The organism is Serratia sp. HNCC26DJ244 (assembly GCF_057180565.1).
Genome location: NZ_JBXUGO010000001.1, coordinates 38,197 through 63,299, shown reverse-complemented (window position 1 = coordinate 63,299; position 25,103 = coordinate 38,197). Strand labels below are relative to the sequence as shown.

Here is a 25,103-nt window from a genome sequence, read left to right as displayed (position 1 = left end):
TCCCTTCACCAATGACGCTGCAGGGGTGTTAACTGCAGCTTAAACGAGCGATTATTTGCTCAGGTAACGGCACAAATAGGCTGTGGTATCAGCAACCTGCAAATTGAATTCACTGTGGTCCGGCACAAAGAACTTTTCACCGGAAGTAAACACTTGCCAATCAGGCGCGCCTGGCACTAACACTCTTAATGCACCAGAAATAACGGTCATCTCTTCCGGCTGGGCGGTACTGAAGGTGTACTCTCCCTTCTCCATTACCCCAACGCTGGTACGACCAATGCTGTTACTTTCGAAACCGATAGACTTCACTTTTCCAGCAAAATATTCATTTACTTTCAGCATGACTGACCCCGCGTAATCATCTTGGTTGAATCCCCATATTGAGGTATTAAGCCAGGGTCTGTCACTGGTTTTTCACGGGAAATGCGATCATTTACCCAAGTTGATGCAAGTTGCCACTAAAAGACCCGTGGCGTGATGCAAATAAACTGACAACAGTAGGCGATGCTCAGCGGAAGCACCGCAGGTTGATGCGGTATATAAACGGGGAGTTATTGAATGGCTTGATGCTGCAAAACGGCCAGGATCTGCGCAATAACCTGTTGTGGGTTGGCACTGGCATCCATAACATAATCGGCCACTTCCTGATAAAGCGCTTCACGTGCTGCCAGCACTTCCTGCATCTCTTCAGCAATGGGACGCCCAGTCAATGTGGGGCGCTGTCCTTCTTGCGGATACTCTTCCAGCCGCTGGGCCAGCACGTTGGCTGGGGCACGCAGATAAATCACTATGCCATGCTGACGCATAAAACGCCGATTCTCTTCAGCCAGAATCGCCCCGCCGCCAGTGGCAACAATGGTTGACGGTTGTTTCAGCGCTTGCAGTGCCAACGTTTCACGACGACGGAAACCGGGCCACCCCTCCTGCGCCACCATTTCCGCAATACTCATTTGCGCAGTTTGCTGCATAAACAGATCGGTATCAACAAACTGGTAACCCAGAGCCTGCGCCAAAGCACGACCAACCGTGGTTTTACCTGCTCCGCGAGCGCCTACCATAAAAATGGTTTGTGTCATGACGGGTTGTCCCTTATGCAGTAACTGAGTACATGGCATGGCCTGCACAGCAAGAGGCTGGCGGCCCGAACATCAATAATGCTGCAGCATCATACCGCCCTCGCGCCGTATTTCAATCTTTACGGTGCTGTATACCCGTCATCATCCAAGCTGTGGGGTGATAATGCTATTTTTTCACCGGGTGATCGCGGCGATACAACGTCCAGCTCTCTATTTCCTGCCCATTTAGCAAGGTACAGGTGGAATACTGGCCTTGAGGGTTCTGCTTGGCATTCAACTTACCGCCGATCTGGATACAATAAACATCCGCGGGGTTTGCCATGCCGACATTTTTATCCACTTGCGGTGGTAATGGGGCCTCACTATTGCTCTGCACAGGGTTCACCTGCTCGGGATGACTTGATGTGGTACACCCAGACAGTAAAACAGCACCAGCAAACAGAGAAAGCATCAGCAACTTTTGCATTGATATTCGCCTGTATTTTAAGCGTTAAAATAGTATAGAAGCAGCAAAATAGTTTGCTGTTTAGAGAGAAAATCAGAACTGCCAGCGTAACCAGCCGAAGAGAACATTACCATTATTGTAGGTGCCGGGAATATAGGTCGCCTGGAAGGTAAGTTGCTGATAACCGATAGAGGCCAATGGTAACGGAGCTGGAATCGGAATATAACTCCAATTATCGCGCGCCGTCACACTGGCGGTAAACCCGAGACCTAAGCGAAAATCCTCTCCCGCCACCGGGCGCCAGATTTTCTCATAGGCATAACCGCCTATCGGTTCCCACTTATTGAACGAGTCCTTAAATGCCATAAAGTAAATAGCGTGCCAGTCACCATCTTGATCAAAACGGGAAATGCCGTAGCCCGCCCCCCAAGGACGTTCATTGTAAGAGTCAAGTTTTTCCTGGTCATAAGTCCAACGGTTATGCCAAGTAATGACGGGCAGATAAAACTCTTTATTCGGTGAATTGTTCCAGGTTTCCGCTACATTGCTGGTAAAGCGCCCCCACCAGCCAGACTCTGGTTGAGCTTCCCTGTTGCTATTTTCGGAACTAACCTCGGCATAAGAAGGTAGTGCAGAAAACATCAATACCAAACTAGAGGCTAAAAGGGTCTTGCCAAAAAACATTATGAAATCCCTGTCATAACAAAGCTGGGGATTTTACTGAATTCAGTATGAGCAAATCAAGCGGTTTCAAGTTGCGGGGGTTGGTACCTTTTCTCCCCCGCAATTTGAATGAAATTAATACTAAAGAATCAGCTTAAATCGACATCTTTACTGCCAAAAAGCCAAGTTAAAATAAAACCGGCGATGTAAGAGATGAACAGACCAGCAATATAAACCATCATGCCGGCAAAAATGCCTTTCGCTGACGTCATCAAGGGGATAGATACCAGACCCGATGGACCAAATACCGTATTCAGCCCCACCGGCAGCCCCATCCAGGCAACCAGACCAATAAAGAACCCGCCAACCGCACCACCTAAACAAGCGGTAACAAACGGCTTCAAACGCGGTAACGTCACCCCATAAATCAGAGGTTCGCCAATCCCTAACAGCCCAGGGAAGATAGCCCCTTTAATCTGGGTGCGCAACAAAGAACCTTTCGGTGAACGGAAGAACAGGGCCAATGAAGCCCCAACCTGCCCTGCCCCTGCCATCGCCAGGATTGGAAACAGTGAGTTAAAGCCCTGTGCATCCATTAACGCGAAATAAACCGGTACAAAGCCTTGATGGATACCAAAAACAACCGCGATCAAGAAAAGACCCGCCAGGATGGCCGTTCCAAACGGGTTACCGTTCAGGTGCATAAACAACCAGGACATACCTTTGAACAGTTCACCACCGATCGGCATGATGACCACAAAAGTAATCGCACCCGTAATCAGTAAGGTAATGGTTGAAGTCAGGATCATATCCAGATTATCTGGAATAAACCGGCGTACCTGCCGTTCAATCCACGCCCCCATGATACAGGCCAGCAACACACCAATAATATTGCCACGAGGATCAATGGTTAGCCCAAAAAAATCACTCATGCCGGCATAGTAGCCAACCGTACCTTCCGGCACGTAGCGCAAAATAAACAGTGAAGCGATGATCGCCCCATTGACGCCAGTACCACCAAAGGCTTTTTGCGTGTTAAAGCCAATCAGAATGCTCAGGAAAGTAAACAGACCGATGCTAAACACCTTCATGTAAGCCATCAGCCCTTTTAACCAGGCTGCTGGGGCGACTCCCTCTACCACCAACGTTTGCTGTAACAGTGTGGAGATCCCCAGTAACAGGCCTGCGGCGATAAACCCCGGGATCAGTGGTGTAAAGATAGTGGCAAATTTGGTCAGGAAATTATGTACTGCGCTATTTTGCTTAGACTTCATCTGCTGCTTTTTCTGACTGGCCAGCGCTTGTAAGTCAAGCTGTGGCTCACTGTCAGACGCTTGCTGTGGTGCATCCGCCAGCAGGGCATTCATCATCTCACTTGCGGTCTGCGCTTTACCCGGGCCGAGGATGATCTGCAATTGGTCATCACCATTCACTACCCCCATCACTCCGGGTATTTTTTTGAGTTCCTCTAGCTGGATATACTCACGATCTTTTAACGTTAGACGCAGTCTGGTCATGCAGTTACCGCAGATAACGATATTTTTACTGCCCCCCGTCAAGTGTAAAATCTGCTCTATCATAGAAACGGTTATTTTAGCCATGTTATGCCTGTATCCCTTGCAGCGTTTTACGAATAAACCCTTTGTTTTTACTCAGCATCTCCCCTGCTTGTTGCGCAGATAGCCCACCAAGGACCATCACAATCGCAGTTTTACAGTGGCGATGGCATTCATTGAGTGCTTTTTCAGCCTCTTCAGGGCTACACTCCGTGGCTTCAACCACAATGTTGACCTGGCGTTGAACCAGCTTGGCGTTAGTGGCTTCAACATCAACCATCAAGTTACTATATACTTTGCCACTACGGATCATCGCACCCGTAGTGATCATATTAAGGATCAACTTCTGAGCCGTTCCCGCTTTCATGCGTGAGGAGCCGGTGACCACTTCCGGGCCAACCACGGGTTCAATCGCGATATCGGCTGCTTTGCTCATTTCACTGTTTTGATTACAGGAAATAGCAACAACGGTGGCGCCAACACTACGAGCATAAGCCATTGCCCCTAACACATAGGGTGTACGGCCACTCGCTGCAATGCCAACCAATACGTCACGGGCATTGAAATCAAGATTGCATAAATCCTGCTTGCCCAATTCCGGGTTGTCTTCCGCATTCTCAACGGCTTGCAAAATGGCCGTATGACCACCAGCAATCAGGCCGATAACCAGCTCACGTGGCGTGCCATAGGTTGGTGGGCATTCACTCGCATCCAGAATCCCCAAGCGCCCTGAGGTGCCAGCTCCACAGTAAATCAGTCTGCCACCGTTAGCGAAAGCGTCCACCACCCGATCAACTACTTTAGCAACCTCTGGCAATACCGCTTCCACTGCAAGAGGAACTTTTTGATCCTCTTTGTTGATCACCGCCAACATATCGAGCGTCGGCAGGGTATCAATTTCAGCGCTGGCTGGGTTGCGGCTTTCTGTCATCATCTTGCTTAAATTAATCTTCATGGTGCTTCCATCTGTGTCGGTTTTCCGCCATGGTAAGGAATTATTTATTCTTAAAATGTGATGGAGGTCACGGTAAATCGATTCCTTTTTAGCCAGACGTAAGGAATAAATTGCTAATATAAATGGGGGTATAAAGAGTGACAAAAATAACATTCCAAGTAAATTCAGTTAACTATATAAATGGAATAGTTATAGTCAATATAGGAATAATCTATACCCGATTTTTCCAAACTTTCACTGCACGCAGTCTATAGCGGCAACTTGCATAAATTAAAGTGTTTATACACACAGGGGAGTATTTTCAATGTCCGTGCTAACCCAAATCACCTGGTTATTACCAGAACTTGCTGAAAATCAAAAAAAAATTGCAAAATATATTTTAGATAACCCTGAATCGATACTGAATATCTCTTCTTCTCGCTTTGCTGAAGCAGCCGGAGTCAGCCAGTCTGCCATCGTAAAATTCAGCCAAAAAATCGGCATGAAGGGCTTCCCGGCACTGAAGATTGCCATCAGTGAAGAACTGGGTAGAAATAACCTCTTCAAATCTTATCCACACCAGGCTTTGCATAACACCATCTCATCGGAAGATTCACTGATGGTGATGGCGCAAAAACTCGCCCATGAAAAAACCATGGCTATCCTGGAAACCACCAAAAGAATTAATTTCTCTGTTTTTCATAAAGTTATCGATGTTATCAATAACGCTAATCGTGTACAGATTGTCGGGATTTGGGGGTCAGGGCTGACAGCAAAAGATCTCAGTTACAAATTGCAGAAGATAGGTATTCTCAGCCTTGCAGAAGCCGACCTTCATGTGCAACTTGCCACGGCCCAGGCCCTGACGCCAAAAGATGTACAAATTGTTCTGTCGTTCAGTGGTAAAAGAAAAGAAATGCGCCTCGCCGCCACCATGGCAAAAGAGAAAGGGGCAAAGGTCATCGTTATCACCGGTGACCCATCGACTTCGTTAGCCAAGATAGCCAATTATGTGCTGGAAAGTGTCTCAGATGAAAATGAGTGGCGCAGTTCTTCTATCTCTTCCCGGACAGCGCAGAATACGCTGACCGATTTAATCTTCCTGGCCTTGATGCAACGGCGTAAAGAACTTGCCAAACCGCTGGTGCGCAATGCCAGTATGACCATCAATAAGCTGGAGGGTTAAATCCCCCCACGGTTGTCTGGTTAAGGTGAGTGAGTACCCGCTACATGGTGTTCAATTGAAAGGCGGAAACCCTGTGCTACGCTTATACCCAAGTCATTAAAACGATACTTGAAATTGCAGAACGTAGAACAATCGCTGTTCCTCCCCACCAACAGCACAGTAAGGATAAAAAAATGAATTTTGAAACTCAGTCAGTTGGCAATGTCTTGGTGGTCTCGCCCTTGAGCCGGCGACTAGATGCCTCCCTGTCAATGCAATTTAAAGAAGAGATACAAGCCATGATCGTACAGGGGAGCAATCGTATTTTACTCGATTTTAGTCAGGTCGATTTTATTGATAGTAGTTGCTTAGGGGCATTGGTCTCTCTATTGAAAACCTTGCAGGGTAAGGGTCAACTCGCCATTTGCTCATTGAACAGTAATATTCAAGGCATGTTCAAATTAACCCGGATGGATAAGATATTTACTATCGGAGTTGATCAGCAGACTACATTACAACAAATGTCCCAGCAGTAGATTAATACTAAAGGAAGACTCATTATGAAAGCCATGATCCTTGCCGCAGGAAAAGGAACCAGAGCCAGACCATTGACCACTGTGCTGCCCAAACCGATGATCCCATTAATTCGCAAACCGATTATGGAATCCATTGTTGAGCATTTAAAAAAGCATGGCTTTAATCAGTTAATGGTCAATACCAGCTATCTGTCTGGTGATATAGAAAATTATTTCCGCGATGGTCATGCCTGGGGCGTGGAAATGGGCTACTCCTATGAAGGGGTGATGAAAGGCAATACCTTTGTCGATAATGTGCTGGGTTCAGCGGGTGGCATGAAGCACATCCAGAATTTTTCAGGCTTTTTTGATGATACGTTTGTCGTGGTGTGTGGCGATGCATTAATTGATGTGGATTTCGATAAGGTGTTGGCTTTCCACCGTGCCAGAAAAAGCGTTGCGACGCTGATTATGCGCCCAGTTCCTGTCGATCAGGTCAGTAAATACGGTATTGTGGTCACCGATGAGCAAGGGCGCGTTAATAAGTTTCAGGAAAAGCCTAAAGCACAAGATGCGTTGTCAAATAACGCCAATACCGGCATTTATGTTTTTGAGCCTGAGATCTTTGACTATATTCCTGATGGTGTTGAATACGATATCGGTAGTCAGTTGTTCCCTAAACTGGCTGAAATGGGGGTTCCTTTCTACGGTATCTCTTTGCCATTCCAATGGGTTGACATTGGCTCGTTGCAGGATTTCTGGCACGTTAACCGGATGATCCTTAATCAGGAATTGCCTGATTATCCGATGCCGGGGATCCAAATCGCGCCGCAAATCTGGTGTGGTTTAAATGTTAACGCTGATTTTTCCACCCTGGATATTGAAGGACCGGTCTATATTGGCAGCAGTACCGAAATACAACCCGGTGTGACCATTAAAGGGCCGACGATTATTGGTGCAGGTTGCCTATTGGAACAGGGTGCGGTGATTGAACAAAGCTTTATCGCCGACTATACCCGGGTAGGGAGTATTGCTCATTTGAATCAGCAGATGATTTTTGCTGGTAAAGTCATTTCGCCGGACGGTACCGCTATCGATTTATCCGAAGCGGGTTTGAACTGGCTGATCGATGATAAACGGCGTACCGATATTGTCACCGCAGAGAAATCATTATTTAACGAGTTACTCTCTGCATTCTAACCGCACTTACCGAGCGAAATAGCGGGGCAGACCGGTGAGTCTGCCCTTATTACAGAATGCGTTGGTTGGGGATCGCTATTCGGTTATTGTAACTTTGCCAACATCTCTTTCGTTACCAGCACAATGCCGTTTTCAGAACGATAAAATCGGCGGCTATCCTCCTCGGCATTTTCACCGATCACCATTCCTTCTGGGATCTGGCTCGCCCTGTCAATAACACAGCGACGTAACCGGCAAGAGCGCCCGACATTAACATCCGGCAACAGGACACAAGAATCCAGTGAGCAGAACGAGTTAACCCTAACCCGCGAGAACAAGACCGAATTCACCACGGTTGAACCGGAAATAATACAACCTCCGGAAACCAGCGTATTCATCGTCATGCCATAACTTCCAGAGTGGTCTTGCACAAACTTGGCAGGCGGCAAGGGTTCGGCATAAGTGCGTATTGGCCAGTTGCGGTCATACATATCCAGTTCAGGGGTCACTACCGCTTGGTCCAGATTCGCGCGCCAGTAGGAATCCAAGGTGCCGACATCACGCCAATAATCAGGTGCGCCAGGGGCTGAAGAGACACAGGAGAGTGAGAAAGGATGTGCCCAGACCTGACCTTTGGCCGTGATCCTCGGCAAAATATCCTTGCCGAAATCATGACTGCTGTCGTTATCGAGATGATCATTTTCCAATAGTTGGAAAAGAAAATCCGCGTTAAATATGTAGATCCCCATACTGGCCAGGCTGCGGTCCGGTTTACCCGGTAGTGTTGGCGGCACTTCGGGTTTCTCCCAGAATGCTTTTACCCGCAAATCTTCAGCTACTTCCATCACCCCAAAGGCGGTTGCATCCTGCTTGGAGACCTCAAGGCAAGCAACAGTACAAGGGGCTTCACTCAATACGTGCTCCAGTAACATGCGCGAGTAATCCATCTTGTAAATATGATCACCCGCTAAAACCACGATGTACTCAGCACGATAACGCCGGACAATATCCAGATTCTGAAAAATAGCGTCAGCGGTACCGCTGTACCAGTGATCAATCCCTGCCCGCTGTTGAGCCGGTAACAAGTCAACAAACTCATTCATCTCTCCATTGAGAAATGACCAGCCATGCTGAATATGTTGCAACAAGGTGTGAGATTGATATTGCGTAATCACACCAATACGGCGCATACCCGAGTTGAGACAGTTGGAAAGAGCAAAATCAATAATGCGGTATTTTCCCCCAAAATGTACCGCAGGCTTAGCCCGAACTGACGTCAGGTCTTTAAGCCGGGTACCTCGTCCTCCTGCCAGCACCAGCGCTACCGCTTTGTTCGGGAGTTGCCTTGCCAGCATGGCTTTGTGCCTGTCGTCTAACATGTGCATTTCAAACTCCTTATTTTTGCCAATACCATTTGCATCACCGCCAATGTCCGCACATCACCCCGATCCAGTTAGCGGTAAAAAAATACTCAGTAGCACTGATTATCAATCAGATTACTTAATGATATTGCGAGTCTTATCAAAATTAACCCAATACCTAAGTATTTTTTATGAAATACCACCACTAGTGATTGAATTCTAACCACTCTTTTTTCGGGGTAAGAGAATCCTTTTGCTAGCCATGGTGGTACAAGTGGGTGGGGATGGGATAGCAAATATGAAAACGCCCACGGCCAAATAAGGGCCATGGGCGTCGGTACGGTTTGCTAGTTAGAAGGCCAAGCTACCTCACGGCCTACTGCATTTCCGGCTTATTTTACTGGACGAGCCTCGATAACCAGTATTTCCAGTGGTTTCAGTGTCACCACTACCGGTTTAATGTAATTGGTAGGGAGTGTCACATTGCTACCGTAGACCGTTTTTAACATGAAACGGCTGGTTTCCCCTTGCGGTATTTCAAAACTCTTGGTGAGATCCAGATAGTAGACCTGTTCCTTATCGGATGGATTACGCAGACCAAAGATCGCCTTTTTGTTACTCCATGATGCCCAACCGTATGGCTCCAACAAAGTCGGGTTGCCACCTATCCAGTGGGTATCCACCAACACATCGCTGTTAGCCCGCGACCATTTCGCTGCTGTGGCCAACGTATCCCATTTGACGCTGTTGAGCATGGATGGCGTGATATACATCTCCTGCAACTGGGTTCCTGTGGCAAAGTAGCTCCACACCTGGTCTGCAAAATCATGGTCAGTTTGGACTTTCTCTAAACCATAGTAGGCGTTTTCCGCACTGACAATGCCGTGATACATCAGTGAATTAAGCGGGAAAAGAGGGCCTTTTTGCACAATAGAGCGGTAAGTTTCAGCATCACGGTAGGTGATCCATTGCTGTACCGCTGAGCCTTGACCATACAGGTTGATATCATCCCCCTGACGCCAAATTGAATCCGCGTAAAACAACCACGAGGGGCTGGCATTGGTGCCGGTTGTCAGGTTGATAAACAGGTCTTTATTTACCTCCCGCATGTTTTTAATCAGCTCGATAGAAGCATCAAAGTCGGAAGCAAATTGACTGCCTGGAATATAGGAATTGGCATTACCCATACCGTCCAGCTTAAATGAGGTAATATGCTCATCTTTGATGAGGTTACCTATCTGCTGGTTGAAGTTATGGAAATAATTCGGCCCAGAGAGGGCAAACTTGCCATCAACGGTTTCAAAACCATTCTCTTTAGCATGGGAAACCCGCACATCAAGCGGTTTGTTATAGCCACCCCAAGGTGAAAGCCACAAGCCAACCGAGGTGTGCCAATCATCTGCTTTCGCTTTTATCGCCCCAAAACCCTGTTTAAACGCCGGGCCAAATAACCACTTACCCGTCAGGTCATCCCAACCATCATCCAGCAGAAAACCATCCAGTTTTACACCCCGCTTTTTGATCAACTCATCGCCATAACTCTCTATTCGGCTAAGCACATCTTGCTCGGTATAGGGGGTAAAAAAGCCAATATCCATCCAACTGTTGTAGTGCAGATAAGGTTGGTACGGACGAGGACGCATAGCATTAATGAACTGATTCACACTACGGCGTAGTTGGTTTTGCTCCTCGAAAGTGCCGAAGTAGAGGGTATAACTGACGGGCGCATCGGGTTTGATGGGGGTTTTTAATTCAACGTTAAAATTCGTGGTGGCTTCATAGGCAAAAGTATTGACGATAGGCTTGCTCGGCATCATAAAAAAGCTGTCGGCAATAATGGGGGAACTGTTAATTGCCCCATCAACATAAGGTGCTTGTGACTGCCCCTTGGTGGGAAAGAAGGTAATTTTTGCCACATCACGGGGTTGACCTTTGGCCTGCAAGGTATAGTCGATACTGGCATATTTCCCTTTCAGAACATTTAACACCACGCTGACAGCAAAATCGGGATGGTCAAAGTCTACCTGAATGGCATCCTCCTTCAGATGAACCTTTTTGATCTTAAAGTCAGCGGCATGGATCACTTGATCATTAGGCAGGGTAAGAAAAAAGAGCTCCTTCGGCGCCAGTTTATGACGGGACACGGTATCCGTTACCGACACCGCAGCGTTACTGTCATCAAACAAAATGGCGATATTATTGTTATTCAGTGGGTACTGTGTAGCTAAAGAGACATTGCTGGCAAGCAGCAGCAATAACACGCTTTTTATCACTGGTTTCATCAAAGGATCCTTTTTTCTTCTTGCTTCTGATTATGTTGTTCTGGTTATGCCCAAATGAAGACCTGCTTCATCCATCAATCAATGGCAGTGAATACTCAAGAGGCATTGGCAGTTTGCCGAACCAGCTTGTCAGCCGAACCACAAACTGTGATTTTGCTACGAACCACCTCTTTCATCGCATCCATCCCAACACGCATGTAATAGCGTGGATCATTGCCTTGCGGGTTATCGATAAACCACGCTTTCACTGCGCCAGCGAAAGCAATTTTGAGTTCAGTAGCCACATTAACCTTACAAACTCCCAGTTGAATCGCACGTCGCACCAAGGCGTCAGGGACATCACTAGCACCATGAAGCACCAACGGAATAGAGACCATTTCACGAATTTCCGCCAGACGTTTAAAGTCAATATTCAAGCGTTGGGTGTAAAGGCCATGGGCGGTGCCAATCGCTACAGCCAAGCTATCAACACCGGTTAAAGTGACAAAGCGGCTGGCTTCTTGCGGGTCAGTCAAAAACGTACTTTCGGCGTCAACGCTCATATCGTCTTCCACCCCACCCAAGCGGCCTAATTCAGCTTCAACACTGCAATCATAACGATGGCAAAACTCCACAACCGAACTCACCAGATTAACGTTCTCAGCAAATGGAAAGTGGCTGCCATCAATCATCGCACTACGAACGCCCGCCTTAACTTTATTGCTGATATCAGCCAAAGATTCGTGGTGGTCAAGGTGCAGCGCCAGCGGCATATCGTAGCTTTCCGAGTAGGCTTCACACAGTGCGTAAATTTCACTAAACGCAATATGTTTGAAGGTACCCGGCGTGCCCGCCAAGATCACCGGTGATTGCATCTCTTGGCAGACATCGAGAATTGCCTGGATGGTTTCCGCATTGTGAATATTGAACGCAGGCACCGCATAACCTCTGGCCTGAGCGTCTTGCAGCAGATATTTGGTAGAAATAATGCTCATGGGATGATCCTCTTAGCCTTTCCAGGGATGAATAACTACACCTTGCACCACACGGTTTACCGTACCGCTGGCGGAAGGGGTATCCGGGGTAATCCCCGCTTTAATGGATTCGGTCAGTGCAAAGATTTGGGCATAGATCAGGAAGCAGAATGCCTGCTCAATGTCGAGAAAATCGCGGGATGCAGGCAATAGAATAGAGGGGCCAGCGTCAATTTCCGGGCTGGTGGTAGCAGAAATCGCCACTACACGCATCGCCTGTTGCTCACGGCGCAATTCCGCCAGCAAATCCAGGTCATACTGACGGGTATAAGGATGGTTGGACACCAACACCACGACCAGTGTTTCCTTGTCAACCAATGATTTAGGACCATGCCGAAAGCCCGTAGGTGAATCGTAAAATGCAGCCAGTTTACCGGCGGTCAACTCCAGCACCTTCAGTGCCGCTTCGCGTGCGACCCCCTGTAGGCCACCACTCCCCAGGTAGACGATACGTTTAAATGGCAGATCGCCAAATATCATCTCACTGAAATCCCCTTGGGAATCGATAATCTGTTCACTACGCGCCGCAACATCGTTGAAAGTGCGGCTATTGATCACATCAGCGGCAAATACCGCCAAACAGCTCACCATCATGGTAGTGATACTGCTGGTCATGGCGAAGCCACGATCATGAGTTTGGGCTGGCATCAGTAACGCCAATGCATTATCACTTTCAGTGGCGCTTTGATACAGGCTTCCCGCTTCGTTGCAGGTAATCACCAGATGGTGACAGTTGCGCACAATCTGGTTAGCCAGCTCGACGGCGGCAACGCTTTCAGGGCTGTTCCCTGAACGGGCGAAAGAGACCAGCAATGTAGGTTGGTCAGCGTACAGATAATCGGCAGGGTTGCTCACCAAGTCCGTCGTGGGTATCGCAACCACGTTGTTACCAGTATGACGGGCCAACCAAGGGGCTATCATATCACCGATAAACGCCGAGGTTCCGGCGCCCGTCAGCACAATTTTCAGTGCCTGATTCTGCAACAGCGGCGCCAGGAAAGCATCGATAGCACCACGTAAACTGTCGATATTTTTTAACGATTGTAACCAACACGCGGGTTGTTGACGGATCTCTTTTTCGGTCCAGCTCGAGGTGTTAGCTGCGTAGGTTTTACTCATCAGTCGGTCCTTAGTCAGGCATATTCAATGGGGTAGCACGAAGCAAAGTGTAATCATCGCAAAGTGCAATCATCTTTCATTTCGTTTTGTTTGATTCACTGAGTACACCCCTAGAAGCTACACAAAACGAAATGCAAGATCAACCACAAAAAGAAAGAAAACAAAACACAAAGATAAATTAACAGCTCCGTTATCTTTCTTTTTCACTGACCTGTTATTAAGACATCAACAAAATCATGATTAGAAAACAAAAAGAAAGCCCCATGCAACAGCATGTCACCGAACAGCATGGAGCAAACGAAAGTACTAAAGGGGAACGGCCACGCCATTAAGCCAAATATTTTGCAACCGAAGCCGACTATCAAGGGCTATCACGCTGGCATGCTTGCCGGGAGAGATCGAACCTATCCGGTCATCCAGGCCCAATAGGCGGGCTGGATGTAGCGAAGCCATGCGAATGGCATCTTCTGCCGACACACCCGCCTGATCGACCAGATTGCGCACGGCAGCATCCAGCGCCAAGGTACTGCCTGCCAAACTACCGGAAGCGGTTCGCACCACACCATCACGCATCGTGACTTGATAACCACAGATAGCGTAATCACCATCTGGCATTCCGGCGGCACGCATCGCATCGGTAATCAAGATAATGCGGTTTTTGGCACAGCGGCAGGTGATGTCCATCACTGCCGGATGAAGATGATGACCATCGGCAATCAGCTCCAACCAGGCCTGTTTGTCAGTCAAACCCGCCCCCACCATGCCGGGGTCACGGTGGTGCAGGCCACTCATGCCATTAAAGCAGTGCACCAGTCCGTCGGCGCCAGCAGCAAAGGCACTCATGGTTTGGTCATAAGTGGCCGCGCTATGGCCAAGCATGACGCGAACACCACGGCTTTTCAGGTGTTTGATTGCCGCCAGCGCCCCCGGTTTTTCTGCCGCCAAGGCGACCACTCGTAAGGTGTTATGTGAAATATCAATTAACCGATCCAGTTCGGTGATATCCAGTTCACGAAATAACTCCGCTGGATGAGCTCCCCGGTTGTGCGGTGTGAAGTAAGGCCCTTCAAGATAGCTGCCCAATATCACCGCACCGGCATTATCGCTGTGCCGATAATGAGCAATACGTCGCAGTATGTTTTCTATCTCTACCAATGGTGCGGTTACTGTGGTTGGTAACCAATAACCGACACCTTCACTCGCTTTGTGTAACGCCAGTTTATCCAGTACACCGGGCTTATCATCCATGACATCAAGACCTGCGCCCCCATGCACGTGAAGATCGATATAAGCGGGACACAACAACTCGGCATCCCGCCGCGTGACATTGATGGGGATGGGCTCAATGGTGGTAATAATACCGCCTTCGATACGCAGTTGATGGTCGTCCAACCAGCCGTGATCAGTCAGGACTCTTCTGGCTCGCAGCAGCACACTCATATCCCCTCTTCGACCGTTTCTGCTGTACGTTGGCGAGCCATTTCATCCACCAGGCTGGTTAAACCACGGTGCCCACACTCCAGTGCCATCTCACGAAACGCTTTACTGCTCAATCCATCTCGCTCCAGCGCCATCTCTAACAACAGTTGTAGATTGATGCCAGTCAGCACTTCACGCCCAGGTTTCTGCATCGCCAGGGTTGAAGCCACACGGAACGGGGTACCGCCCAGTAAATCAGTTAAAAAGATCACTCCATCGCTCTCATCAAGCTGGGCTAGTGCCTCTTCAAACTGGCGGGTCAGCAGTGCCGTGGTTGAGCTTTCTGGAAAATCGATGGCGATAATCTGTGGCTGCTCACCGAGGATCTGATTCATCGCCTTTTCCAAGCCACTGGCAAACCCGCCGTGACCGCTCAAAATAATACTTAACATCTTCTCTCCTATTTTTTCAGGGCATTACAGAAAGTGGGCAAACTTTCCGACAATCGCCAACAGCACCGTGATGGCAATCAGACGTAGCGGACTCCAACCACGACGCACCAGGGCGTACATCATCAGGGTGTAGACCAGTGGCAAAAAGGCGGGCATCAGCTTGTCGATTACATCAGCCTGCAGTTTCACGACGGCATCCCCAGCTTTAATTTCCAGCGTGGTGGACAGACGCACATAAGTGGCTACCAGCGCGCCAATCACCGTCATCCCGATGATGGAGGCAGCGTGACCCACTTTCCGGGTGTTGGCTTTAATCAGCGGGATCGCCGCCACCCCTTTGCGATATGCATAATGAGCAAGGCCGAAACGCAACCCGAGATGGACAACGTTAAACATCACCAAGAACACCACCGCACCAAGGATTGAACCTTGCAGTGCCAGGCTGGCACCAATACCGCCACAAATTGGCAGCAGGGTAAGCCAGAACATGGCGTCACCAATCCCACCAAGGGGTGCCCCTACAGCAATTTTGGTACTCTGGATACTGTTCACATCCTGCTTGGAACGCTCCATCGCCAGGATAATGCCAATCACGAAGGTGACCAGGAATGGGTGGGTATTGAAGAACCCCATGTGGCCTTTCATGGACCGAGCCAGGTCACGTTGGTTGGTATGGATCTTTTTCAGCGCCGGAAGCAAGCCATACAGCCAGCCGCAAGCCTGCATACGTTCATAGTTGAACGAGGCCTGCAACAACATGGAACGCCAAGCGACACGGTTGATATCCTGCTTGGTTAATTCCACGCCAATGGTTTGATCTTCATAGATATCGTCTTTACCGCCACTGTTCAGGGATTGTTGTTCGCTGACTTGTGACAAAGTTTGAGTATTAGATACCATCTTCGAATTCCTCTTTCTGAATACGGGAAGGTTGCGCGGGAGCCGAGTCCTTACGCATTAACTCCATCAGAGCCATGGCAAGTGCCGCAGCGGCAATCGCCAGCACTGGCAAATTCAGCCAGGCAGCCCCGACAAAGCCGAGAATGAAATAGGGGATATAGGCATTTTTCATCATGATCTTCAGCAGTACGGCAAAACCAATGGCTGGCATGATGCCACCTGCAACACCGAGGCCTTCGATCAGGCGTTCCGGCAGTACGTCAATTGCCGTCTTGGCGTGTTCAGCACCGAAGTAAATCGGCATAAAGGCGCACAGGAAGTAAAAAATACCCAGCGCCAAGAGCGCCAAGTAGTTGATGCGCTCAATCCCTTTGGTATCGGCACTGGCCGCCATGCGATCAGCCCGTGACATCACCCCCGACATAATAGAGAACAGGAAGGTAATGCCCATCTGTACGGCAACCGCAAATGGCACCGCCACCCCGACGGCAACTTCCGGTTTTACCCCAGTGGTGATGGCAAAGGCGGTACCCACAATGGTGCCGATAATCACGTTCGGCGGTTGTGCACCCGCCAGCGGTGCTAGCCCCATCCACACCAGTTCCAAGGTTCCCCCGGTCAGAATACCGGTATGCAAGTCCCCCAAAATCAGGCCAACCAAGGGCCCCAAGACCACCGGACGGTGCATATGCGTCAAACCATTGAACATATCCAAGCCGGCAATAAAGGCCAGAACACCTAGCGCTACTGCTTGTAATAAGCTGATTTCCATAACAGATACCTCAGAGAAGTTTGTAAAGATCCTGAGCCGGCTCAGTGGGAACGCCCTGGACAAAACACCCTACGCCAGCCTCTTTCAGGCCGTTGAACGCAGCAATGTCCTGCTCATCTACCGAAACGGTTTTGGCGATTTGCTGTTTGCCGTCGGCGTAGTGCATATTGCCGACGTTGATACGTGGTATCGGCACATTGCCGTTGACCAACGTGAGGAAATCTTGGGGGTTTTTACACACCAGCAAAATTTTCTGGCGGTCGGCGGCACGATGAATGTTGTCAATTACCTTCTGCAGCGACCAGAAACGCACGGCAATCCCTTCGGCAAGCACCATCTCCATCAGGTTTTGCTGCACGCTATCTTCCGCAACCTCATCGTTGGCGACGAGCACCAGATTAGCCCCGGCAAACCCGACCCACTGCACCCCCACCTGACCATGGATCAGGCGCTCATCAATACGGCTTAATACAATGTTTGGCATCTTTTTTCCTTATTATCATTGTGTTAAATCTATGCTTAGTTACTCATACAGGCAGCTTGATACTGGCGCAGCACATCCTGAATATGATCGATAATCAGCTCATGTGGCGTTGGGCTAAGCAGCCCCTCACGAACCCTTGCATACTGCAATGGCAGGTACTGGCTAATCAGTGGTAGCGGGATAGCCTCATTTGCCAGGTTGTTGATCAGCCGGGTATAAGCTCCTTCAATATCCTGATCAGGCCAGTAGTAACGTACGCGGTCAGAGTAGCTGTAGTTCCGAGCCAGACGTAACGTGCCCTGGTCACCGTGATAGTGCTGATGCCAGTATTGAGGGTGCTCCAGCATTACATGTTCTAAAACATCACGCAGACCTGAGCATTGATGAGCCGGGCGCAGTTCCTGTTCGATCGCTGCCAGTGAGAACAGCGCTTCGCGTAGTGCAAAAGTGAGTGCTGGCCCCACTTTCAGAATCGCAAAGTGGTGTTGCACCAGTTGTTGCAAGGCAAGTGGGGTTTGGTAATCGGTGGAGTGTGCTTCAAACACCATGGTACTTGAGGACTCAATCATCTGGCTCAACGCCAGTGCGTTCTGTGGCTGAAAATCAATCACCTGTGTATGATCAAACTCAACACCTGGTTGTACCACTAGCCCTATAATACGTGGCCATAAATCATTGAGCCCCTGTTGTTCAAAGGCATGGTGATGGGCTTCCAGCGTGGCGCTTGCTGCTTGTGGTGTCGTCACCGCCAAGGTACTCAAGGTTTCATGGGCCCCACCCGGCACCGGAACTTCGGTACCAATGATGTACACCAGGTCAGACTCGCCAAACTGCTCAATACAGGTTTGTTCGGCAATTGCCGCTAACCTGGCAGCGCGTTCGGCAACAATGGCGTCGGTTAACGGCACCGGGTCATCAGCGCAGGACATGCTGCAATCGAGATGGATTTTTTTGAACCCGGCGGTGACATAGCTCTGGATCAGCACCTCGGCCTTGGCCATGGCGTCACTGGCGTTTTGCTGCTGCCAGCGGTTGGGGCCGAGATGGTCTCCACCCAGGATCAACCGTTCGACAGGGAAATGCTGTTTATCTGCCAGTTGTTGAACGAAATGGCAAAAATCAGCGGGCGTCATTCCGGTATAGCCACCATATTGATCAACCTGGTTTGAAGTAGCTTCAATCAGCAATAGGGAGTCAGTGACCTTAGCATGTTGTATCGCAGCTTCGAGCACTAATGGATGAGCGGAACAGACTGCAAAAATGCCGTAACGAGGGTCTTGCTTATGATTGGCCACAAACTCGGTTAAATGTTTCACTTTCTTCTCCGCATGAGTTTATTCGTGCTTTGTCTTTCGATTTGTGTCGCCGGATAGTGCTTTATCGATAAATAAAAATAAATAGAAAGACAGTGAAATTGAGATCCGTTTCACAAAAGATACACAACGAAAGGTAAAAAGTAAAGAAGTTGAAAGTATCTGCTTCTGCTTGGCTTGCTTTCCACTAAAAGAAAGGTATTAATAGAGAAACGAAATGAAGAGAAATGAAAAAAAGGACTTTATGAAGATGAACAACAGCGAACCTGTCCCAGATAAACGCATCATTGGTACCAGTGAAAGGCGCGAGCAGATCATTCAACGTTTACGCCAACAAGGTAGCGTTCAGGTTAATGATTTATCAGCTTATTTCTCTGTTTCCACAGTGACGATCCGTAACGACCTGGCCTTTCTGGAAAAACAGGGGATCGCAGTACGTGCCTATGGTGGTGCTCTGGTATGTGAACCATTGAATCCGGCATCAGAGCCTTCAGTAGAGGATAAAAGCACCCTGAATACTTCACTGAAACGGAGTATCGCCCGTGTCGCCGCAGACCTGATTAAACCGGGTCACCGCGTGATACTCGACTCTGGCACCACCACCTATGAGATCGCTCGCCTTATGCGCCAGCATCAAGAAGTGATCGTCATGACCAATGGCATGAACGTTGCTAATGCATTGCTGGAAGCCAAGGGGGTTGAACTGTTAATGACAGGGGGGCATTTGCGCCGTCAATCCCAGTCATTTTATGGCGAACAGGCCGACCAGTCTTTACAGAACTACCATTTCGATATGTTATTTTTAGGGGTTGATGCCATCGATCTGGAACGTGGAGTGAGCACTCACAACGAAGATGAAGCGCGTATCAATCGTCGTATGTGTGAAGTGGCAGAACGTATCATCGTCGTCACCGACTCCAGCAAGTTTAATCGTTCCAGCCTGCATAAAATCATTGATACCCAACGTATCCATATGGTGATCACCGACAGTGAGATTGCGCCAGAAAGCCTTGAAGGGTTGCGTAGAAGCGGCGTTCAAGTGGTGCTGGTGGGCAATTAAAGTCGGGGCTGTAGACAAAGGGACGCTGCTGGCCCCTCTGGTCATTGGAATGATGGGCAATGATGTTGTCTCTCATGCCCAGCAAACGATGATTTAATAGAGAGAAGGTGAACCTGCTGGGCGGGTTTTGAAACGGCGGTGCAGCCACAAATATTGTTCTGGGGCTCGCATAATCTCCTTTTCTACCACTTTATTCATATACGTTGCCGCCGCCACATCATCAGTGAGTGGGTAGCCTTCCAGTTCAGGTTGAATAAGCAGGTCATAACCTAAAGCATTGGGGCGACGAATCAAAACAACTGGTACCAGTGCCGGTTTAGCCATACGCACCAGCATAAAGGTGCCATTGGTGGTGGCTGCCTGCTCCACGGCAAACAGTGGGGCAAATACACTGCCGCGCGGGCCATAATCCTGATCAGGGGCAAACCATACTGCTTCACCACTTTTCAAGCATTGCACCATGCCCCGCAGATCCTTACGATCTAACATCGACTTGTTGGAACGCAAGCGGCCTTTGGTCTGCGCCCACTCCATGGCTTTGTTATTGTGTGGGCGATACATCGCCATCATCGGCTGACATAACCCCATCGCCCGGCCACCAAGCTCTAGAGACATAAAATGTACGCCAATCATCAGCGCACCACGACCACCCTGCTGTGCCTGATTCAAGTGTTCAAGACCTGAAACGCTGAACCAGCGCTTAACGCGTTTATCTGGCCAGAACCAGGCCATGCCGGTTTCCAGTAATCCCATACCAAGAGATTCAAAGTTACCAATAATTTGCCGTTCACGTTGTGCGCTATCCATATCAGGAAAGCATAATTCCAGATTACGGCGGGTGATTGTTACACGACGCTTCAGAAAACGCATTGAGGTGCGCCCCATCCACATGCCGAGTTTATGCATTAACGGATAGGGGAGTTGAACCAGCAGAAACAGCACCCAAAGGCCAAACCAAGTCAGCCAATAGCGTGGATGTAGCAAGGAAAGTTGGAAACTTTGTGAACGCTTCATATCGACTCTTATGCGTTTTAAGCAAACCCCTGTAGCGCATAAAGACTTGACTCTATTGCGTTACAACACTCAGACAACGGGTAATGATGATCGTTTAATGGCTATTGGTCAACTCTGCTGCCAGGTTATTCACTTACCGCAAGATGTGGTTTACTGATTGAGTAAAGGTTACCTATGTCCCTTATGGACAAGATTTATACACAATATTATCGACTTTCTGGTGGCTGTTTTATCAGTGCCTAGTGTTTAAGCAACTTCGCGACCAACCCCGCCGATAAACGACAATACATAAAACCGCTTATCCACTTGGGGCAATAGCGGATCCGGCTGCCCCTCAATATTTCATCCTGAACGCTTCAGCTATTTTTCCAATCTTATGCATATGGTTATTGTTGCGTGCCATTTTATGCGCTTCGGGTTTCAGGATGATAATCAGTAGGTAGGCATCGGGATCAATGGCACCTTGGTAGTAAACCAGATGGGCCTGATCGCTGGTTCGTTTGAACTGACGTAAAAACTTAGGAAATGGGGCATCCGCATCGGCAAGATCAATGTGGGCCACTTGCTCTTCTTTTACCAAAGGATAGGTGCGGTCATCATCATAGAATGCATCACGACCCAATGTATCGGGCAACATACCGTCTTTTTTATAACAAAGAAAATCTGCCACCAAATCATCAAGCTCTTGCTGACTTAATTGTTGGCTAATCAGTGCTGACTTGAATACTCTGATGCTCATTCCGTGAACTCAGTTAAATCCTTGCCAGAGGCATTTTGCAGCAGTTTCTTCCCACTATCCGCAATATCACTTAAACGCTCAGCCGTTGGCCTGAAACGCGCTACGGTATGAACCCTGCCCTGTTTTTCTTCTAATAGATCAATTAGCGCTTCAAACACCTTGGCACTGACCATGTAGCCAGCGGGACGGTTGTTCGACAGCACAGCGACAGGCTCGTCAATGAAGTATTTCGCCGGGTTTTTTCTTAACTCGGTGATGTTGATAGATTTTTCTGCGAGGATACGTTCCATAGAACACCTAAATTTGTGTTTTGTTGAATACATTATAATGTACATAAAAAAAATACATCAATTATGTGTCTATGAAAAATAACGGTAACGGCTGGATGAAGTTGGTCACTGAGCGTGGCGTGAAATAGCCCACAAATAGATTGTTGCACTTCTTTTGGCGCTGAAAATTGCCTTGGTCGATCATCGGGAGTCGATCACAAAAACGCCCCCTTTCGACACTGAGGGTGGGGCGTTTTCGTTATAATCTTATGCTTTTAACTGAGCGCTGATTTGTTCCAGTGCCTTTGTCGCACATAGTGCGTCCAAGTGCCCGCCTGGCGCACCAGCAACACCGACCGCACCAACAACTTCATCCCCTGCTTTCACTGGCACACCACCACCTAACAGCAAGAACCCTGGAATATCTTTCAGGTTATTTGCCGCTGGTGTCTTTTGGCTGTTTTCCATCACTTGCCCGCTTGGGGTTTTAGTTGATAGTGCCGTAAAGGCTTTTTGCTCGCTGGCTTTAACTGTATGCGGGCCGGCATTATCAGCACGTAATACAGTTTTGATGATACCCGCGCGATCAACAACAGTTACCGACACGTTGTAGCCATCAGCCTGACAAGCAGCGAGAGTACGGCTTGCCAAATCGGTGGCCAGCGCCTGAGAGATGTTATGTTCCGTATTCAGACCTGCAGCAGAGGCTTGAGCTATCAAGCCAATGAATATAGCGGATGTTAGGGCAATAGGCTTGATCATATAAAATCCTTATTGTTAGTGAAGTGATTTCATCACGGTGCGGTTATGTTACGGCACTAAATGGTGAAAAAACACTCGGGTGACTACTCGTTTTGCTACGTATAATTACCTAGCCTGTTCACGATATGAGAGCGTTATATGGCCATAGTGTTGAAGTGCTAAACATTGACTAACATGAAAATCATCCAGAGATACGTGCATATTTCACGGAGCCTCCAGCCTCGACAGACTTCAGCACGGCAATGATCTGATGCTCAGTAAATCGTGCTTTGCGCATAATACTCTCCTTTTTTGGCAAAAGATGTATGCCAGAAGGTCTATAAATGTGAATAGGCCAATTTAAGGGATGATTACAGTTGCCACTTTAATCGAGATGCAGTTCCGCGAAACGCTGGGCCAAATAGTCGATCAATAGACGGACAGCAGGTAATAACCCACGCTTTGAGGGGAATACGATATGGATTAACTCTCTAATAGGTGCCCATTCAGGTACCAACTTGATGAGTGAGCCCTCGTTAAGCTGTTGCCTCACGGCCATCAATGGTAGTTGTACAATCCCTATGCCGGCTATGGCTGCGTCTCTTAGTACCATCCAGTCCATAGTGATAAAACGTGGGTTGTGGTACACCACAGCCTGTATGTCATCCTGGTTGTAAAGTGTCCAGCAACTGGCTTGTGGCGATGGCCGGCTGAGACTGGGTAGCCGATTAAGTTCACAGGGTAGCAAGGGGACCCCACCATACTGGTGAACCAACTTTGGGCTGGCAACCATCGATTGCCCGCAATCGCTTAAAATACGCATAACCAGATTACTGTCCTGCAGCGGTGGTGGGCGCACGTAGATAGACAAGTCCCCCCCTTCACTGATCATATCCACTTGCCGACTGGTTACTTCCAATTCTACTGTCAGCAGTGGGTACTGCGCCATAAAGTCAGCCAGCATAACGCCTACATAGGCTTGAACTAACATCACTGGGCAGGTAATACGGATCTTGCCACACGGCTCTGCCCTTACCGCCTCAATAGATTGTTGTGCGGCTTCCGCTTCGGTCAACATCGCCAAGCAATGTCCATAGTAGGTTTGGCCGATTTCCGTCACAAAGAAATGACGTGTCGAACGCTTAATCAGACGAACGTGCAACCGCTCTTCCAGCATGGCAAGGCGGCGACTTAGCTTAGAGATAGGGATACCCAATGCCCGGCTAGCTGGCGCTAAACCACCATATTTCACGATTTGTACAAAGTAATAGAGGTCATTCAAATCCTGCATAATATTGTTCATCATTCTAAAAATAGAAAAGTGATAATTAAATTAGCATACTACCGAGGGATGAAGTGTAAATCTATACTCTCTGTATAGTTTGCTGATATATCCGTTACCAAGCACTAAACGAAAAAGGATTTGAGTATTCACAGTACGCCTCGGCATCATTAGATAGGAGGTATCTTCCCGGTACGGACACTGTTTTCATACATCGCCCGTAGCAAAAAAAGTCGTCCTTTCCTGATGCTTGATGACACTGCTCCCACTTTATTATTTCCGACGGGAACACCTAGGGAAAGTGGGATAATATCCACATAGAGGCCTTGAGAACATCTCTATCTTTTATCAAGGGCAACTTGCTCACCAATATTCGACAAGGAATCTGGGGTGATTAACCCATGGGATAGGCAATGGAGGCAACCAGTGCGGGAATATGACATAAAAAATTCAATTCACCCCGATGAATGTCTGAGATCTTGGTCTATCAAAAACTGGTTTAAGCGCATTTACGTTACCTGAAGGCGGGAACGCCATGTTGGCAATATTTCACAGTACGGCTCTTATTAATGGGCGTGCGATTACCAATAAAACATTATTTGTTTCAATGGTATTTACTTCAATAAAATGTAGTTATGTATTTATTTTGGTGAGTTAAATGTAATCAATCAGTTAATTATTCCTTAGGAGAATATAATGAGCAAACCTTATATCCGTCTTGATAAAAATGACGCTGCCGTTCTGTTTATTGACCATCAGGCAGGGTTGATGTCTTTAGTCCGTGATATCGAGCCCGATAAATTTAAAAATAACGTATTGGCTCTCGCTGATATGGCCAAGTATTTCAAGTTACCCAGCGTTCTTACTACCAGCTTCGAAGTGGGACCGAATGGCCCAATACTCCCTGAAATTAAAAAACTATTTCCTGACGCCCCTTATATTGCTCGCCCCGGAAATATCAATGCTTGGGATAACGAAGATTTCGTTAATGCCGTTAAAGCAACAGGTAAGAAACAACTGATTATTGCGGGTGTCGTCACCGAAGTCTGTGTGACATTCCCGGTATTATCCGCTATAGAAGCAGGTTATGACGTGTTCGTGGTCACCGACGCTTCCGGTACTTTCAACGAAATCACCCGCAATGCCGCATGGGATCGCATGTCGCAGGCTGGTGCACAACTGATGTCATGGTTTGGCGTTGCTTGCGAATTACATCGCGACTGGCGAAATGATATTGAGGGCATAGCAACATTGTTTGCCAACCATATTCCAGACTACAGCAATGTAATGGCCAGCTACAACGCTGCAATAGCTAAAAAATAAACAGAGATTTCATGGTTTGAGATCATT

General features: G+C 48.2%; 26 protein-coding genes. 5 read left to right on the top strand and 21 right to left on the bottom strand.

What is annotated here, in order from left to right:
* Nucleotides 1–51: 51 nt before the first annotated feature.
* The 6 genes from ppnP to murQ all read right to left on the bottom strand — a co-directional run bounded on the left by ppnP (nucleotide 52) and on the right by murQ (nucleotide 4,695).
* A complete protein-coding gene (ppnP, locus tag AC2A06_RS00320; protein WP_023489478.1) occupies nucleotides 52–342 on the bottom strand; it encodes a pyrimidine/purine nucleoside phosphorylase in 291 nt (96 codons plus the stop codon).
* 209 nt (nucleotides 343–551) lie between these two features.
* Complete coding sequence (aroL, locus tag AC2A06_RS00315; RefSeq protein WP_023489477.1) at nucleotides 552–1,076, bottom strand: shikimate kinase AroL; 525 nt, start codon at nucleotides 1,074–1,076, stop codon at nucleotides 552–554.
* Between the two features lie 166 nt (nucleotides 1,077–1,242).
* A complete protein-coding gene (locus AC2A06_RS00310) occupies nucleotides 1,243–1,542 on the bottom strand; it encodes a putative hemolysin (RefSeq protein ID WP_484378990.1) in 300 nt (99 codons plus the stop codon).
* Nucleotides 1,543–1,614: 72 nt separating this feature from the next.
* Nucleotides 1,615–2,205: a lipid IV(A) palmitoyltransferase PagP gene (gene pagP / locus AC2A06_RS00305; protein WP_473195918.1), complete on the bottom strand. Its 591-nt coding sequence runs from the start codon at nucleotides 2,203–2,205 to the stop codon at nucleotides 1,615–1,617.
* Nucleotides 2,206–2,333: 128 nt separating this feature from the next.
* Complete coding sequence (murP, locus tag AC2A06_RS00300) at nucleotides 2,334–3,785, bottom strand: PTS N-acetylmuramic acid transporter subunit IIBC (RefSeq protein WP_023489474.1); 1,452 nt, start codon at nucleotides 3,783–3,785, stop codon at nucleotides 2,334–2,336.
* Between the two features lies 1 nt (nucleotide 3,786).
* Nucleotides 3,787–4,695, bottom strand: coding sequence for an N-acetylmuramic acid 6-phosphate etherase (gene murQ / locus AC2A06_RS00295; protein ID WP_484378989.1), 909 nt, complete (start codon nucleotides 4,693–4,695; stop codon nucleotides 3,787–3,789).
* Between the two features lie 304 nt (nucleotides 4,696–4,999).
* On the opposite strand from murQ, the gene AC2A06_RS00290 reads away from it, so the two are divergent.
* The 3 genes from AC2A06_RS00290 to AC2A06_RS00280 all read left to right on the top strand — a co-directional run bounded on the left by AC2A06_RS00290 (nucleotide 5,000) and on the right by AC2A06_RS00280 (nucleotide 7,554).
* On the top strand, nucleotides 5,000–5,860 hold the full coding sequence (locus AC2A06_RS00290) for an SIS domain-containing protein (RefSeq protein WP_484378988.1): 861 nt from the start codon (nucleotides 5,000–5,002) through the stop codon (nucleotides 5,858–5,860).
* A gap of 173 nt (nucleotides 5,861–6,033) precedes the next feature.
* Entirely contained in the window at nucleotides 6,034–6,375 is a 342-nt protein-coding gene (locus tag AC2A06_RS00285; RefSeq protein ID WP_023489471.1) for an STAS domain-containing protein, read from the top strand.
* A 24-nt stretch (nucleotides 6,376–6,399) separates the two neighbouring features.
* Nucleotides 6,400–7,554, top strand: a complete 1,155-nt coding sequence (locus tag AC2A06_RS00280; protein WP_484378987.1) for a nucleotidyltransferase family protein — start codon at nucleotides 6,400–6,402, stop codon at nucleotides 7,552–7,554.
* 83 nt (nucleotides 7,555–7,637) lie between these two features.
* Here the strand turns inward: AC2A06_RS00280 and glgC are convergent, their stop codons facing one another.
* The 10 genes from glgC to kbaZ form a co-directional block, all read right to left on the bottom strand.
* On the bottom strand, nucleotides 7,638–8,918 hold the full coding sequence (glgC, locus tag AC2A06_RS00275; RefSeq protein ID WP_484378986.1) for a glucose-1-phosphate adenylyltransferase: 1,281 nt from the start codon (nucleotides 8,916–8,918) through the stop codon (nucleotides 7,638–7,640).
* Between the two features lie 368 nt (nucleotides 8,919–9,286).
* Nucleotides 9,287–11,176: an alpha-galactosidase gene (locus AC2A06_RS00270; protein ID WP_484378985.1), complete on the bottom strand. Its 1,890-nt coding sequence runs from the start codon at nucleotides 11,174–11,176 to the stop codon at nucleotides 9,287–9,289.
* Nucleotides 11,177–11,271: 95 nt separating this feature from the next.
* The gene (gene kbaY / locus AC2A06_RS00265; RefSeq protein WP_484378984.1) at nucleotides 11,272–12,150 is read right to left on the bottom strand and encodes a tagatose-bisphosphate aldolase subunit KbaY; all 879 of its coding nucleotides are present in this window, start codon (nucleotides 12,148–12,150) and stop codon (nucleotides 11,272–11,274) included.
* A gap of 12 nt (nucleotides 12,151–12,162) precedes the next feature.
* Nucleotides 12,163–13,308 carry an SIS domain-containing protein gene (locus AC2A06_RS00260; protein ID WP_484378983.1) on the bottom strand — a complete coding sequence of 382 codons (1,146 nt, stop codon included), beginning with the start codon at nucleotides 13,306–13,308 and terminating at the stop codon, nucleotides 12,163–12,165.
* Between the two features lie 306 nt (nucleotides 13,309–13,614).
* On the bottom strand, nucleotides 13,615–14,748 hold the full coding sequence (nagA, locus tag AC2A06_RS00255) for an N-acetylglucosamine-6-phosphate deacetylase (protein WP_484378982.1): 1,134 nt from the start codon (nucleotides 14,746–14,748) through the stop codon (nucleotides 13,615–13,617).
* Nucleotides 14,745–15,179 (bottom strand): PTS galactosamine/N-acetylgalactosamine transporter subunit IIA, encoded by a 435-nt coding sequence (agaF, locus tag AC2A06_RS00250; protein ID WP_484378981.1) that lies wholly within the window; start codon nucleotides 15,177–15,179, stop codon nucleotides 14,745–14,747. The genes nagA and agaF overlap by 4 nt, the downstream gene beginning before the upstream one ends.
* A 24-nt stretch (nucleotides 15,180–15,203) precedes the next feature.
* Nucleotides 15,204–16,079, bottom strand: coding sequence for a PTS N-acetylgalactosamine transporter subunit IID (agaE, locus tag AC2A06_RS00245; RefSeq protein WP_484378980.1), 876 nt, complete (start codon nucleotides 16,077–16,079; stop codon nucleotides 15,204–15,206).
* Nucleotides 16,069–16,851, bottom strand: coding sequence for a PTS N-acetylgalactosamine transporter subunit IIC (agaW, locus tag AC2A06_RS00240; RefSeq protein WP_484378979.1), 783 nt, complete (start codon nucleotides 16,849–16,851; stop codon nucleotides 16,069–16,071). Before agaW ends, agaE begins: the two co-directional genes overlap by 11 nt.
* 10 nt (nucleotides 16,852–16,861) lie before the next feature.
* On the bottom strand, nucleotides 16,862–17,335 hold the full coding sequence (gene agaV, locus AC2A06_RS00235; RefSeq protein WP_023490993.1) for a PTS N-acetylgalactosamine transporter subunit IIB: 474 nt from the start codon (nucleotides 17,333–17,335) through the stop codon (nucleotides 16,862–16,864).
* 35 nt (nucleotides 17,336–17,370) lie between these two features.
* On the bottom strand, nucleotides 17,371–18,651 hold the full coding sequence (gene kbaZ / locus AC2A06_RS00230) for a tagatose-bisphosphate aldolase subunit KbaZ (RefSeq protein ID WP_484378978.1): 1,281 nt from the start codon (nucleotides 18,649–18,651) through the stop codon (nucleotides 17,371–17,373).
* Between the two features lie 247 nt (nucleotides 18,652–18,898).
* Here kbaZ and AC2A06_RS00225 point away from each other — a divergent pair, with 247 nt between their 5' ends.
* Nucleotides 18,899–19,708: a DeoR family transcriptional regulator gene (locus tag AC2A06_RS00225; RefSeq protein ID WP_473198040.1), complete on the top strand. Its 810-nt coding sequence runs from the start codon at nucleotides 18,899–18,901 to the stop codon at nucleotides 19,706–19,708.
* Between the two features lie 93 nt (nucleotides 19,709–19,801).
* Here the strand turns inward: AC2A06_RS00225 and lpxP are convergent, their stop codons facing one another.
* From lpxP to AC2A06_RS00200, 5 genes are all read right to left on the bottom strand, one after another.
* Nucleotides 19,802–20,722, bottom strand: coding sequence for a kdo(2)-lipid IV(A) palmitoleoyltransferase (gene lpxP, locus AC2A06_RS00220; RefSeq protein WP_484378977.1), 921 nt, complete (start codon nucleotides 20,720–20,722; stop codon nucleotides 19,802–19,804).
* Nucleotides 20,723–21,056: 334 nt separating this feature from the next.
* The gene (locus AC2A06_RS00215) at nucleotides 21,057–21,461 is read right to left on the bottom strand and encodes a type II toxin-antitoxin system YafO family toxin (RefSeq protein ID WP_484378976.1); all 405 of its coding nucleotides are present in this window, start codon (nucleotides 21,459–21,461) and stop codon (nucleotides 21,057–21,059) included.
* Nucleotides 21,458–21,751, bottom strand: coding sequence for a type I toxin-antitoxin system antitoxin YafN (yafN, locus tag AC2A06_RS00210; protein WP_023490988.1), 294 nt, complete (start codon nucleotides 21,749–21,751; stop codon nucleotides 21,458–21,460). The genes AC2A06_RS00215 and yafN overlap by 4 nt, the downstream gene beginning before the upstream one ends.
* Before the next feature lie 246 nt (nucleotides 21,752–21,997).
* Nucleotides 21,998–22,492: a GlcG/HbpS family heme-binding protein gene (locus tag AC2A06_RS00205; RefSeq protein WP_484378975.1), complete on the bottom strand. Its 495-nt coding sequence runs from the start codon at nucleotides 22,490–22,492 to the stop codon at nucleotides 21,998–22,000.
* A gap of 364 nt (nucleotides 22,493–22,856) precedes the next feature.
* Nucleotides 22,857–23,762 (bottom strand): LysR substrate-binding domain-containing protein, encoded by a 906-nt coding sequence (locus AC2A06_RS00200; protein WP_484378974.1) that lies wholly within the window; start codon nucleotides 23,760–23,762, stop codon nucleotides 22,857–22,859.
* A gap of 687 nt (nucleotides 23,763–24,449) precedes the next feature.
* Here AC2A06_RS00200 and ycaC point away from each other — a divergent pair.
* Complete coding sequence (ycaC, locus tag AC2A06_RS00195) at nucleotides 24,450–25,076, top strand: isochorismate family cysteine hydrolase YcaC (RefSeq protein WP_484378973.1); 627 nt, start codon at nucleotides 24,450–24,452, stop codon at nucleotides 25,074–25,076.
* The last annotated feature ends 27 nt before the right edge of the window (nucleotides 25,077–25,103 follow it).

What these genes read in the sequence shown, in the direction of transcription:
- glgC (WP_484378986.1), bottom strand. Translation starts at nt 8,918, where the DNA reads ATGCACATGTTAGACGACAGGCACAAAGCCATGCTGGCAAGGCAACTC.
- AC2A06_RS00285 (WP_023489471.1), top strand. Translation starts at nt 6,034, where the DNA reads ATGAATTTTGAAACTCAGTCAGTTGGCAATGTCTTGGTGGTCTCGCCC.
- AC2A06_RS00260 (WP_484378983.1), bottom strand. Translation starts at nt 13,308, where the DNA reads ATGAGTAAAACCTACGCAGCTAACACCTCGAGCTGGACCGAAAAAGAG.
- murQ (WP_484378989.1), bottom strand. Translation starts at nt 4,695, where the DNA reads ATGAAGATTAATTTAAGCAAGATGATGACAGAAAGCCGCAACCCAGCC.
- nagA (WP_484378982.1), bottom strand. Translation starts at nt 14,748, where the DNA reads ATGAGTGTGCTGCTGCGAGCCAGAAGAGTCCTGACTGATCACGGCTGG.
- pagP (WP_473195918.1), bottom strand. Translation starts at nt 2,205, where the DNA reads ATGTTTTTTGGCAAGACCCTTTTAGCCTCTAGTTTGGTATTGATGTTT.
- ppnP (WP_023489478.1), bottom strand. Translation starts at nt 342, where the DNA reads ATGCTGAAAGTAAATGAATATTTTGCTGGAAAAGTGAAGTCTATCGGT.
- lpxP (WP_484378977.1), bottom strand. Translation starts at nt 20,722, where the DNA reads ATGAAGCGTTCACAAAGTTTCCAACTTTCCTTGCTACATCCACGCTAT.
- AC2A06_RS00310 (WP_484378990.1), bottom strand. Translation starts at nt 1,542, where the DNA reads ATGCAAAAGTTGCTGATGCTTTCTCTGTTTGCTGGTGCTGTTTTACTG.
- aroL (WP_023489477.1), bottom strand. Translation starts at nt 1,076, where the DNA reads ATGACACAAACCATTTTTATGGTAGGCGCTCGCGGAGCAGGTAAAACC.
- agaE (WP_484378980.1), bottom strand. Translation starts at nt 16,079, where the DNA reads ATGGTATCTAATACTCAAACTTTGTCACAAGTCAGCGAACAACAATCC.
- kbaY (WP_484378984.1), bottom strand. Translation starts at nt 12,150, where the DNA reads ATGAGCATTATTTCTACCAAATATCTGCTGCAAGACGCTCAGGCCAGA.
- AC2A06_RS00205 (WP_484378975.1), bottom strand. Translation starts at nt 22,492, where the DNA reads ATGATCAAGCCTATTGCCCTAACATCCGCTATATTCATTGGCTTGATA.
- AC2A06_RS00280 (WP_484378987.1), top strand. Translation starts at nt 6,400, where the DNA reads ATGAAAGCCATGATCCTTGCCGCAGGAAAAGGAACCAGAGCCAGACCA.
- yafN (WP_023490988.1), bottom strand. Translation starts at nt 21,751, where the DNA reads ATGGAACGTATCCTCGCAGAAAAATCTATCAACATCACCGAGTTAAGA.
- agaW (WP_484378979.1), bottom strand. Translation starts at nt 16,851, where the DNA reads ATGGAAATCAGCTTATTACAAGCAGTAGCGCTAGGTGTTCTGGCCTTT.
- agaV (WP_023490993.1), bottom strand. Translation starts at nt 17,335, where the DNA reads ATGCCAAACATTGTATTAAGCCGTATTGATGAGCGCCTGATCCATGGT.
- ycaC (WP_484378973.1), top strand. Translation starts at nt 24,450, where the DNA reads ATGAGCAAACCTTATATCCGTCTTGATAAAAATGACGCTGCCGTTCTG.
- AC2A06_RS00200 (WP_484378974.1), bottom strand. Translation starts at nt 23,762, where the DNA reads ATGCAGGATTTGAATGACCTCTATTACTTTGTACAAATCGTGAAATAT.
- AC2A06_RS00215 (WP_484378976.1), bottom strand. Translation starts at nt 21,461, where the DNA reads ATGAGCATCAGAGTATTCAAGTCAGCACTGATTAGCCAACAATTAAGT.
- AC2A06_RS00225 (WP_473198040.1), top strand. Translation starts at nt 18,899, where the DNA reads ATGAACAACAGCGAACCTGTCCCAGATAAACGCATCATTGGTACCAGT.
- AC2A06_RS00270 (WP_484378985.1), bottom strand. Translation starts at nt 11,176, where the DNA reads ATGAAACCAGTGATAAAAAGCGTGTTATTGCTGCTGCTTGCCAGCAAT.
- agaF (WP_484378981.1), bottom strand. Translation starts at nt 15,179, where the DNA reads ATGTTAAGTATTATTTTGAGCGGTCACGGCGGGTTTGCCAGTGGCTTG.
- murP (WP_023489474.1), bottom strand. Translation starts at nt 3,785, where the DNA reads ATGGCTAAAATAACCGTTTCTATGATAGAGCAGATTTTACACTTGACG.
- AC2A06_RS00290 (WP_484378988.1), top strand. Translation starts at nt 5,000, where the DNA reads ATGTCCGTGCTAACCCAAATCACCTGGTTATTACCAGAACTTGCTGAA.